The following is an 11633-nucleotide window of genomic DNA, read 5'->3' as shown; positions in this document are numbered from 1 at the left end:
ACCTATAGGCTTGTACGTGGCGAAGTTCCAGAAGGAGATTATACGATACCTATCGGTAAGGCTGATATAAAACGGGCAGGTACCGATATTACTTTCATTAGTTATGGCTTAATGGTTCATTATTGTCTTGAAGCTGCAGAAATATTACAGGAACAAGGATATAGCGTAGAAGTTGTTGATTTGAGAACAGTTCGACCTCTTGACGCTGAAACAATTCTTGAATCAGTAAAGAAAACCTCTAAAGCTTTAGTGGTATACGAAGATAATAAAGCCCTTGGAGTAGGTGCTGAAGTATCTGCTATTATAGCTGAAGAAGCATTTGATTTTTTAGATGCACCAGTTACAAGATTGGCAGGCCCAGAAGTACCAGCTATGCCATTTGCTCCAACTTTAGAAGATGAATTTATGGTAAGTGCTGAAGATATTGTTGCATCAGCAAAAAAATTACTTGAGTATTAATATAAAGTTACAAGGAACAAAATATGTCAATTCAGATTGAACTTCCACATGTTGGCGAATCAGTAACAGAAGGTGTTATTGGTAAATGGCTAAAAAATATCGGTGATACAGTAGAAAAATACGAACCATTACTCGAAGTCGTTACTGATAAAGTTAATATGGAAGTCCCCTCTCCTTATAATGGTGTACTAACTGCCATTTTAGTAGACGAAGGAGCAGTTGTGCCTATGGGAACACCAATTGCTGAAATGGATGCCGAAGGTGTTGATGGAGGAGAAGTTTCTAACCAACCTGAAATTAAAGAAGAAACTACTGAAATATCCCCACCAGCCAGTAGTGCTGGTGTTTTTTTAAAAGATGTTAAACCAGTTGGACCTACAGGATCCGGAGAAGAACCAGAAATACCTCCAGAATTACTGTCTAAATTGGGAGTTACAGAAACACAAACCCATGAGAATAATAATGATAAATCTACAAAAGTGAGATATTCACCAGTGGTAAGAAAATTAGCTGCTGAAAAAAATATAGACTTATCTCAAGTTAAAGGCACTGGTTTAGGAGGTAGAGTTACTAAAGAAGATGTTATCAATTTCAATCCGTCAGCAGATATAATTGAACCAACAACAATTGAAAAACCAACTCCGGTTGTTCTTAATGCTCAAGAAGATGAAACTGTACTAAAACTAACACCGCTCAGACGAATCATTGCTGAAAATATGATTAAGAGTAATGAAATTCCTCAAGCATGGAGTTATCACGAAGTAGATGTGACTAATTTAGTAATACTCAGAAAAAATATTCGCCAACAATTTATTCAAAAAGAAGGTGTAGATATAACTTACCTTCCATTTGTCATTAAAGTTGTAGCTGATGCATTAAAATCAAACCCTCTTTTAAATTCTTCATGGGGGGGAGATAAAATTATTATTAAAAATCGCATAAATTTAGGTATAGCTATGGCTGCACCTCACGGACTTGTTGTACCTGTTATCCATAATGCTGATACTATGAGTATTGCAGGATTAGCTAAGTATCTTAAAAATCTTATTGATAGAGCTTTAGAAAATAAATTAACTCTCGATGATGTTCAAGGTGGCACCTTTACTGTGAATAATACTGGAGCCTTAGGCTCTATAGTTTCACAACCATTGGTAAACCCACCACAAGTAGGTATATTAACAACAGAAGCGATTGTAAAACGAGTTGTTGTTAACAAAGACGGTGCTATGTCAATTAGAGATATGATGAATGTTTGTATGTCATTTGACCACAGAGTTGTTGATGGTGCTGAAAGTGGCAATTTTATGAGAGATGTACGAGATGGTCTTCAAAAACTTGGAGAAGACACCATAATTTATTAATCTAGTTTATAATTAGAGTATGAATACATCAGTTTGTGATACAAAATGGCTTGGTACTTTGGATTATAATACCGCTTTATCTTTACAAAAATCATTACATCAGCAACGTGCCAATAATCAAATCAATGATCAACTTCTTTTTTTAGAACACCGCCCTGTATTTACTAAAGGACGCAGAAGTAAAGAAGAAGATTTCTTAGAAACCCCATCGTTATTACAAACTATGGGAGCTGACATTATTGAAACTGATCGTGGTGGTGAAATAACTTTCCATGGACCTGGCCAACTAGTTGTTTACCCAATTATTTCTATTAGGCGCCTTAAAGGTCCTATTCAATACGTAAGAATGCTGGAACAATGCATTATCGAGTCTTTATACGAATTTAATATAAATTCCAATTGTATCGAAGGATTGACTGGCGTATGGGTAGGTGATAACAAAATTGCTGCAATCGGCGTAAAGATTAGTAATGGAATATCTCTTCATGGTTGTAGTATAAATCTTTCACCTGATTTGTCTTGGTATAATTACATTGTACCTTGTGGTATTAAAGATAAAGGCATTACATCTATAGAAAAACTAAATAAAAAAGCGCCTACATGTTTGGAGTTTGCTGAAATCTTTATGAAAAAATTTCAAACAATCTTTTTATTTGATTCATTTAATAAAATACTTACAAATAATCCTATCTGATATTGATGTCTACAAACAATATTTATTCTTTGATATCTGAATCACGTCCTATAATAATTGCAAAGTATGGAAATTCAGCAATATTTCCTGAAAACACATATGTCTCGTTAGAATCAGCTATACAAAACCATGCAGATATTATTCAAATCCCTGTCCAAATGTCCTCAGACGGATATTTGGTTGTTATTAATGAATTACATTTAGAAAATAAAACTAACGGGTATGGCCTCGTTCAATCAAAACCATTAGATTATTTAAAACAACTAGACTATGGTAGTTGGTTTGGAAAACAATTTAAAAACGAAAGAATTTTAACATTAGCAGAAGTATTAAAATTAATAGATTCTTATCTTCCTTTATCTATAGAGATTAAACCAAATCAAAAATCAGGAATCGAAGCTGCTATTGAAACCATTCTTTTACAATTTGATTCAATCAATATTCACGAAATATTTTCATCAGAACACAAATATTTGAAACGACTTAGTTATAGGAATAAAAATATTCCGCTAGGTTTGATTTATCAAAATCAGACAAGTAATGAATCATTGAGTTTCATGGATATTATTAATTGCAATATTGCTCATATTTACGAAAAAGATATTAGTGATGCATTCATTAGAAATTTGCATTCTGAAAATAAAATAGTCATTGTTGATATTGATAACAATAATAAAATGATCAATAAACTTATTAAATTAGGAGTTGATTGTATAGCTACAAATAATCCAGAGAATTTATATAAAATCATTAATATATGATAGGAAAATCTTTATAACTCTTTTATAATCCAGTTATTAACGATTCATTCAGACAGGTGAGAGATGAAAAGTTTAATTGAATTGCAATCGGTAGATTTGTTAATGGATTCCTGCCTTAAAGAGATTTCCTTTATTGAAAATGAGATTAATGATAATTCCCGTCTTGAGTCTATACAGACAAAAATCAATCAACTTAAAAAAAATATAGATATATTAAATAAAGCTTTGAATCAGTTAAATATATCAATAGAAACTAATAACAATAAAGTTTTAGCATTAGAAAGTCGTTTATATGGTGGTGAAATAACCAATAAGAAACAATCTGAAGCAACAGTAATTGAAATTGATTCACTGAAATCACAAACTACCGAATATGAAGAAAAATCAATGCAATGTATTATCAAACTAGAACCATATGAAAATGAATTGAAAAATACTTCTGTAATATATGAGACAACTAAAACTCAACAAAACGATTCCAAAACGCATCTTCAAAATAAATTAGAAAACCTATATACAAAACGTACAAATCTTCAAGAAGAAAAATCATATTTACTAAAAAATGTAGATAAAGACTATTTAGAAAAATATCTTACTATTAGAAAAAGAAAACCAAATGCTGTTGGATTAACTGAAAAAGGTGTTTGTTCTGCTTGTAATGTAAAATTACCTACAGGTGAATTAAATTTACTTAAAGAATCTAGTAGTATTTCCTATTGTAAAACCTGTGGGTCAATAATCTTTTATATATCATGAATCATTCAATAATAATTTGCGATTCTGAATCAAACAATTATTTGGACAAAAACAATGCTACGGTTTTTGCATTCAATAATTCCTCAGAATCTAACGATTCTTTGTTTTATAATACAATAAACTATATTCTTAATAATAAGGCTGTGACAACGTGTAGTATTTTTTTTCCATTGAATATAAATCAACTTTTTTGGGACTTTCTAAATTTATCTAATTTTCTTAAATGGACTGGTATAAATATTGAAACAAATATCTCAGACTCAATTTATGATGAATTCAACGATTATTTATCTGTTACAAAGAATAACTCAAGAAAATCAACCTTAGAATACTTTCAAAAACCTGCTAGTGAAGGGAAAGTACTTGGACGAACTCCATTCGGATATGTAAAGGACTCTAATGGGGGATATAAAATCCATTCAGAAGAGTCATTAATCGTGAAAGAAATTTTTTCATTATATGTTAAGTATAATTACGGATTAAGAAAAATTGCAGCCCATCTAAACAATAACGAAATAAGAACTAGAAAAGGAAACCCTTGGAATATAGCTTCCTTGCGTTTGATTCTTACAAATCCTATATATATGGGAACATATAAAAGATATCGATTTACAAAATTTTCTAATCATCAGCCAATAATCGAATCTTCAATCTATCGAAAAGCTCAAGATATTATGACTTCTAGATCTCCTTATAGAAAATTGCCAAAAAACGACTTTTTTTTATTATCGGGCTTAGCAAAATGTGGATACTGTAAAAACAGCTACGTAGGCGTGCAAAAGCATCAATATTGGAAAACGTATTCTTCTAGATTAAATAAAGGAACCTATAAATATTATAAATGTTTATCTAATCTAAATGAAAATATTTGCATGTCAGAGACGAGATCTGCTGAAAACTTTGAATCAAATATAATAAAGAGAATAATTCTCTTATTACCTATAAGTAATAATCTTTCTTCCAATATTTTCTATAAAATCTTTCAAAACTATTTAAAAGTTCATAATGTAAAAGAATATGCATTAGCACACCCTCATTACTCCATTACAGAATTGATATCTTTTGATTTTATTACCCATAACCAACATCAAGATCTGTTAAAACAGATATTAAATGCATGGAAATCAGACACTTTATTAACTTTTTTAACAGATATTTTTACTAAAAATTGGGAATCTTTAAAAGCTGAAGACAAGCGAATAGTTTTAGAACTCTTAGTGAGTTATATCAACGTTTATGAAAAACGAGTTCGTCTTTCAATATAGATTTACTTATTAATATATTTGATATATCATTATTTCTTCAAAGGATTAAGGAAACTAGGTGACTGCTACTTACTATAAGTAGAGGAAAGTCCGAGCACCATCGAGCAAAGTGCTGGGTAACACCCAGGCAAGGTAACTTGATAGAAAGTGCCACAGAAATATACCGCCTGCAGTAGTAGGTAAGGGTGAAAACGCGAGGTAAGAGCTCACGGTTCCTGCGGTGACGTTAGGAATTAGGTAAACCTCACTTGGTGCAAGACCGAATAGGGAAACATAGCTGCTCGAGTAGTTTCCGGGTTGGTCGCATGAGTATAATGGTAACATTATACCTAGATAGATGGTCACCACCTTAACACCAAAGGTACAGAACTCGGCTTATAAGTTCCCTTAATCCTGCGAATAATTTTTATAAAAGTTATTTATTTTATTATAAATATCTAGGTTTACAGGGCATTCTGTATTTGTTTCCTCCCCAAGCCTGATAACAGCACCACTAAGGGCATCTATTTCAATTTCTTTTTTATTATCAAGATCAATTTTCATTGAGGCTATCAAATCATCTGATTCATCAATAAGATATTGATATATAGATTCCGTAATACTCGAATCGTTCTGATAACCTTTTTTGATACCTATTTCTTCTATTTCTTTCATGCATTGTTTTAATATTTGATGAGTTTCATTATTTGATAATATTGACTTTATATTAGTATTAAAGGCGCATGTCATACCTGCTAAAACTGCGATAAAAAACCATTTCTTCCAGATTTCAGGTAAAATCTCTTTCGTTTGGGTGAAAGAGATTTTAGCTTTTGAAAAAATATCTACCATTTTATGTATTACATCATTTTGAGAAGAATCAATGCTACCGAATACCAAATCTACAACGTTTCCTTGTTGGTTAACATATCCAGGTTTCTTCATTTGTGCTTCAATATAGATTAGACCCGGGATGATAGTATGCTTACCAATTATTGATTCTAAATACCGCCAACTAGTTATACCATTTTGCAGACATAATATTTTTGCATACGGGTTTATGTACTTTGATATTTGTTTGGCAACAACATCGTTATGATATGTTTTTACAGTATATATAATAAGATCAGAGTTTTTTATTGATTCGATTGAATCTGTGGCCTTTACCGGCACAAGTTTTATGCCATCATTTGTTTCTAAATATAATCCATTTTTTTGCATAGATTCAAGATGGCTTCCTCTAGCAATAAGTGTTGCATTAACTCGTATTTGAGCCAATTTATGTCCAATATAACTTCCAACTGCTCCTGCTCCCATTATAGATATTTTCATTTTATTTCCTTTTTGGATTCGTTATTTTCCAAATTGTAGAATTGGATTCATCAGTTATTAGGAATATTTCTCCTTTTGAATTAACATCAACATCACGAATCCTTCCTATTTTGTCTTTAAGAATAATGGTTTCATTACTAACATTTCCATCAATAATACTAATTTTTAGAAGCATTTTGAATTTTAATGACGTAACCAACAAATCATTTGACCATTCTAGAAATTCGTCTCCTTGATAAAAGACTATATCGCTAGGCGCAATTGAAGGCACCCAAGATAATATTGGTTTTAAATATTCATCACTAAATGCTTTACCTGTGCCAATATGGGTTCCAATATAATTTTTTCCACCCCAACCTATATTATTCCAACCATAATTCGTATTCGGTAGGACTAATCCTATAAAATCTCCACCCTTAGCTCCATGATTACTTAAATACATATTTCCATTTGGAGCTAATGCCAGACCTTGAGGGTTTCTAAGGCCAATTTGAAATACTTCTGGCAAAGAATCTTTGTAATTGCTGAATCTAGCGGCATTTTTGCTCCCATTCAAATTGATTTCAACTACACTTCCTATATGATTTGCAGGATTTTGAGATAATTTTCCACTTCCTCTCTCTCCAATAGTGGCGTAAATATTATCTCTATTAATAAGTATTCGAGATCCAAAATGAGCCCCACTATTCAAATATGGGGAAGCTTCCAAAAGTATCTCGAAATCTTTTATTTCATTATACGGGGATAAAAATTCACCCTTACCAATAGCCGTTGTATATTTACCCTTATTATTACCAATAGTAAAACTGATATATAAATAATCGTTGTAATAAGCAATATCTAATAATCCTCCTTGCCCATAACTAGTTACAGGGATAGTATGATTTATTTCTGATACTGTATTATTTCTTAAATTAACTAATGATAATTTTCCGTCTTTTTCAGTAATTATTACCATTTCATCATCGATAAATTCCATAGCCCATGGATTATCGAATGTATTAGTTAATTGAATTTGTTCTAATTCTATAAGTGACTCATTAGTTATATACTCGCGATAATCGTGGATAATTGATATATCATTGCTATCTAGTTCAGCTTCTTGTTGACAACTAAATGTAAAGATAGTGCTCAGTACTATTAATATAATATTTCTCATATGTATTAGTATTTTGTCATTTTTACTATAATTATCATTATACACTTATATAGAAAGTTGAGGTTTAACATTAACTTAGACATTAATTCTATTAAAATGGAATTAGATAATTCTGCTATCGGTAATAACTTTATCTATTTAGATCAAACTACATCTACTATGGATATTGCACGAAAATATTCAAATGATTCGCGTAATGATGGTTTGGTTGTTTTTGCAGAGCATCAAACCAAAGCTAGAGGAAGACTTGGCAGAGACTGGATCAGTGCACAAAATCAAAACATTACTTTTTCTATATTAGTTTACCCTGATTCAGAAATGATTAATCAATTAACAATTGCTTCATCTGTGATAATTTCTCGCTTTTTAGAATCAATTAATTTGCTCCCACAAATAAAATGGCCAAATGATGTCTTAGTTAACAACCATAAAATTGCTGGTATATTGGTAGAATCACTTCATCAGGAAAATATACCTACTTCTGCAATAATTGGTATAGGTTTAAATGTTAACTTTTTTCCATCAACTGAATTAACAAATGGCAAAACAGCGACTAGTATTTTGCATGAACTCGGACATACAATAGATAGATCAATAATTTTAATTGAATTAATAAAACAATTTAATAGTTTTTATACTAAAGAACATTTGTGGGAATCGATATTTGAATATTGGAATCAACATTTGATAACATTAGGTCAAAATATAACTATTAAAACTAATAATCAAATTCAAATCACAGGTATAGCTGAATCTGTTAATCAATCTGGAGCTCTTAAAATACGAAAAGAAAATGGAGATATAGAATATATTGATTATGGCGAGATAATCTAATGATTATAGGAGATAACAATGCTAGATAAGCTTAATTTAGAAGGAAAAACAATTGTTGTAACAGGTGGAGGATCCGGTCTAGGGAAAGCTATGTCATTAGCACTAGCAGAAGCAGGTGCAGATGTAGTTGTTGCAGCTAGAAGACAAAACCTTATCGATGAAACCGCTTCAGAAATACAAAAAATTGGAAGAAGGTCTTTAGCAATAGTTACAGATGTAACCGATTCAAAACAAATCGAAAATCTATTTTCAATTGTTAGAAAAGAATTTGGTAAAATTGACGTTTTAATAAATAATGCAGGCATTGTTAGAGGCCAAACCCCCAAGCCAATATGGGAAATCACAGATGAAGAATGGAGAGAAGGAATAGATGTTAATCTTTCCAGTACTTTTTATTGCAGTAGGGCTGTAGCTCAAGAAATGATTGAACGAGGATCTGGTAAAATTATTAATGTTGCATCTGGATTAGGATTTAGAGGTGCTAATAATAACTATATGTATGGAGCTGCAAAAGGTGGGGTTGTTAATTTAACCCGAGTACTCACAAATAGTCTTTCTAGGCATGGGGTTAATGTTAGTTGCATAGTTCCTGGTTTTATAAGCACTGATGTTGATAGGGATCATAGATCACCCTACATTCCTATTGGCAGAACTGGTTATCCAGTAGAAATAGGACCATTAGCAGTATATCTCGCTTCTGAAGCATCCAATTATGTTTCTGGGAACTTTTTCACTTTAGATGGCGGTGGCCTAGCAGGAGGAATTGCCCCAACCGGCTTTTCACTAGAATCAGAAATTTCACTCTAATTTATAGGAGGACATATGTATAATAATAGTGGACAACAAAATTCAGGACATCTTTCATTACGTTCTGGAAACCCAGCTCTTTCTTCTAAAACATTTGAAAATGTTGAATACGTAGATGATAGGGTAATGACAATCGATGGAACCGTAAACAGAACAATTATAGCTTTATTCATCTTGCTTGTATCCGGTACATTTACATTTGTGTACCAAATCACAGCCTTTACATTTATTGGAGCTATTTTAAGCCTTATACTTGTTATCGCTACAATGTTTAAACCTCAATGGTCTCCTAAAACAGTTCCTTTATACTCTCTATTTCAAGGTATGGCTCTTGGTGGGATTTCATATTTATTTAACTCAATGTATGAAGGAATTGTTACTCAGGCAATAGTTTTAACTGCGGGTATATTTTTCTCATTATTACTTGCATATAAGTCACGACTTATTAAAGCCACTGAAAACTTTAAATTAGGTGTCGCTGCAGCAACAGGCGGAATATTTATCTTATATATGGTTAGTTTCTTTATGAGTATGTTTGGCGGGGGAGTTATGCCAATTATGGACATAACTAACAGCTCCATGATAAGTATCGGGTTCAGTGTATTTGTAGTTATTATAGCTTCTCTTAACTTAGTGTTAGATTTTGACTTCATAGAAGAAGCCGCTGAAAGAGGAGTTCCTAAGTATATGGAATGGAGAGCTACGCTTGGTCTACTTGTCACACTAGTATGGTTATATCTTGAGATTCTTCGATTGTTAGCCAAACTACAAAGTAGAAGATAATTTAAACGACTTCTTTTGGTAATTTAAAATTAACATTTTCTTCAGCATAGACTATATTCTGAATATTTGATGGTTTGATTTTTTCTATGACACCGTTAACTAAAACCTCTGGAGTAGAAGCTCCTGATGTAATACCGATAGAACTTTTCCCTTCTAACCAATCTAGTTTTACATCTTCTGGACCGTCAACTAAATATGCTTCAATTCCTCTTTCTGAAGCAAGTTCTTTTAGTCTATTGCTATTGGAACTATTTTTTGCACCGACAACAAGTACTAAATCTACATCGTCTGTTATTGAATCAAGGGCGTTTTGCCTATTCGTTGTAGCATAACAAATATCATTTCTAGTAACGAGTTTGGGAAATTTCTCCTTTAACGCTGAGATAATATTAGCTGTATCAGAAACACTCAATGTGGTTTGTGTAAGTGCTACCACTTTTTCCGAATTTGGAATGTTTAATAAGGGTATATCTTCGACACTTTCAACAAGTATTGTATTGTCTGGGGCTTCACCCATTGTACCAATGACTTCATCATGTCCTTTATGGCCAACTAAAAGAATAGTGTATCCATCTTTGGCATATTTAATAGCTTCGAGATGAACTTTGGTAACTAAAGGGCATGTTGCATCAATAATGTATAGATTTTTCTTTTGTGCTTCTTCCCATACTAGTGGAGAAACACCATGTGCAGAAAATATAACTGTTGAATTTTCTGGTATTTCTGAAATTTCTTCAACAAATATTGCACCTTTATCTTTTAACTCATTTACAACATGTTGATTATGGATAATCTCATGTCTTACATATATTGGATTTCCAATTTTTGTTAACGCAAGTTCAACAATATCAACAGCTCTAACTACACCAGCGCAGTATCCTCTTGGTTCGGCAAGTAAAATATCCATATTTACCCTTTGTTAATTATCTGATTAGTATATTGTTGTTTAATTGATAAGAATTAGTCAACCCAATCTCACTATCGGATGTAACTTCATTGACTGCAAAATATCATAATGCTAAACTTTAACATATTATTACATTAAAAATGAGGTAATGAAATGGTTAACGGTATCAGTGTTTCTGAAGTAGCCGCTCTTAAATTAAAAGAAGTTATGAGCGACGAAGGACAAGGTGATTCTTATTTAAGAATAGTAGTTATGCCTGGAGCAGGTGGTGGTGCTCAATATATGTTATCTTTGGAAGAAGATGTAAAATCCACTGATTCTATAATTGACGCAAGTGGAGTAGGTTTAGTAGTTGATAATGATAGTTTACCACTACTAGACGGCTCTGAAATTGACTATGTCGACGGATTAATGAAAAGTGGATTTGTTATTAATAATCCTAACTTTCTTTCTGAAGGCGGTGGCGGATGTGGCTGCGGTGGAGGCGGATGTGGCTGCGGTGGAGGCGGATGTGGCGCTGGAGCACAGGATGAAAC

13 protein-coding genes and 1 other RNA gene are annotated in these 11633 nt (G+C 32.2%); 11 read left to right on the top strand and 3 right to left on the bottom strand.

Annotated features, from left to right (window positions below; all coding sequences use genetic code 11):
* The 7 genes from FI695_07635 to rnpB form a co-directional block, all read left to right on the top strand.
* A partial coding sequence (locus FI695_07635) for an alpha-ketoacid dehydrogenase subunit beta (protein MQG51825.1) occupies window positions 1-459 on the top strand: 459 nt, incomplete at its 5' end.
* A 23-nt stretch (window positions 460-482) separates the two neighbouring features.
* Window positions 483-1820 carry a 2-oxo acid dehydrogenase subunit E2 gene (locus tag FI695_07630; protein ID MQG51824.1) on the top strand — a complete coding sequence of 446 codons (1338 nt, stop codon included), beginning with the start codon at window positions 483-485 and terminating at the stop codon, window positions 1818-1820.
* A 19-nt stretch (window positions 1821-1839) separates the two neighbouring features.
* The gene (gene lipB, locus FI695_07625; protein ID MQG51823.1) at window positions 1840-2514 is read left to right on the top strand and encodes a lipoyl(octanoyl) transferase LipB; all 675 of its coding nucleotides are present in this window, start codon (window positions 1840-1842) and stop codon (window positions 2512-2514) included.
* A 5-nt stretch (window positions 2515-2519) separates the two neighbouring features.
* Entirely contained in the window at window positions 2520-3275 is a 756-nt protein-coding gene (locus tag FI695_07620) for a hypothetical protein (GenBank protein ID MQG51822.1), read from the top strand.
* 63 nt (window positions 3276-3338) lie between these two features.
* The gene (locus tag FI695_07615; protein MQG51821.1) at window positions 3339-4031 is read left to right on the top strand and encodes a hypothetical protein; all 693 of its coding nucleotides are present in this window, start codon (window positions 3339-3341) and stop codon (window positions 4029-4031) included.
* Entirely contained in the window at window positions 4028-5296 is a 1269-nt protein-coding gene (locus FI695_07610; GenBank protein ID MQG51820.1) for a hypothetical protein, read from the top strand. Before FI695_07615 ends, FI695_07610 begins: the two co-directional genes overlap by 4 nt.
* A gap of 46 nt (window positions 5297-5342) precedes the next feature.
* Window positions 5343-5690: RNase P RNA component class A (rnpB, locus tag FI695_07605), an RNA gene on the top strand.
* Here rnpB and FI695_07600 read toward each other — a convergent pair.
* Window positions 5684-6607 (bottom strand): ketopantoate reductase family protein, encoded by a 924-nt coding sequence (locus tag FI695_07600; protein ID MQG51819.1) that lies wholly within the window; start codon window positions 6605-6607, stop codon window positions 5684-5686. The two genes, rnpB and FI695_07600, sit on opposite strands and share 7 nt — an antisense overlap.
* 1 nt (window position 6608) lies before the next feature.
* Complete coding sequence (locus FI695_07595; protein ID MQG51818.1) at window positions 6609-7766, bottom strand: PQQ-dependent sugar dehydrogenase; 1158 nt, start codon at window positions 7764-7766, stop codon at window positions 6609-6611.
* A gap of 96 nt (window positions 7767-7862) precedes the next feature.
* On the opposite strand from FI695_07595, the gene FI695_07590 reads away from it, so the two are divergent.
* From FI695_07590 to FI695_07580, 3 genes are read left to right on the top strand one after another with little or no spacing between them, the layout of a single operon-like run.
* Window positions 7863-8600: a biotin--[acetyl-CoA-carboxylase] ligase gene (locus tag FI695_07590; protein ID MQG51817.1), complete on the top strand. Its 738-nt coding sequence runs from the start codon at window positions 7863-7865 to the stop codon at window positions 8598-8600.
* Window positions 8601-8618: 18 nt separating this feature from the next.
* The gene (locus tag FI695_07585; GenBank protein MQG51816.1) at window positions 8619-9407 is read left to right on the top strand and encodes an SDR family NAD(P)-dependent oxidoreductase; all 789 of its coding nucleotides are present in this window, start codon (window positions 8619-8621) and stop codon (window positions 9405-9407) included.
* Between the two features lie 15 nt (window positions 9408-9422).
* Window positions 9423-10190, top strand: a complete 768-nt coding sequence (locus tag FI695_07580; GenBank protein MQG51815.1) for a Bax inhibitor-1/YccA family protein — start codon at window positions 9423-9425, stop codon at window positions 10188-10190.
* A 1-nt stretch (window position 10191) separates the two neighbouring features.
* Here the strand turns inward: FI695_07580 and ispH are convergent, their stop codons facing one another.
* Window positions 10192-11097 (bottom strand): 4-hydroxy-3-methylbut-2-enyl diphosphate reductase, encoded by a 906-nt coding sequence (ispH, locus tag FI695_07575; protein ID MQG51814.1) that lies wholly within the window; start codon window positions 11095-11097, stop codon window positions 10192-10194.
* A 153-nt stretch (window positions 11098-11250) separates the two neighbouring features.
* On the opposite strand from ispH, the gene FI695_07570 reads away from it, so the two are divergent.
* Window positions 11251-11633: iron-sulfur cluster assembly accessory protein (locus tag FI695_07570; GenBank protein ID MQG51813.1), on the top strand; the 383-nt coding region annotated here is incomplete at its 3' end.

This window comes from SAR202 cluster bacterium, assembly GCA_009392515.1.
GTDB lineage: Bacteria > Chloroflexota > Dehalococcoidia > Lucifugimonadales > UBA6952 > UBA6952.
Note: the sequence above shows the minus strand (reverse complement) of the source record. Positions and strands in the feature narration are given on the sequence as shown.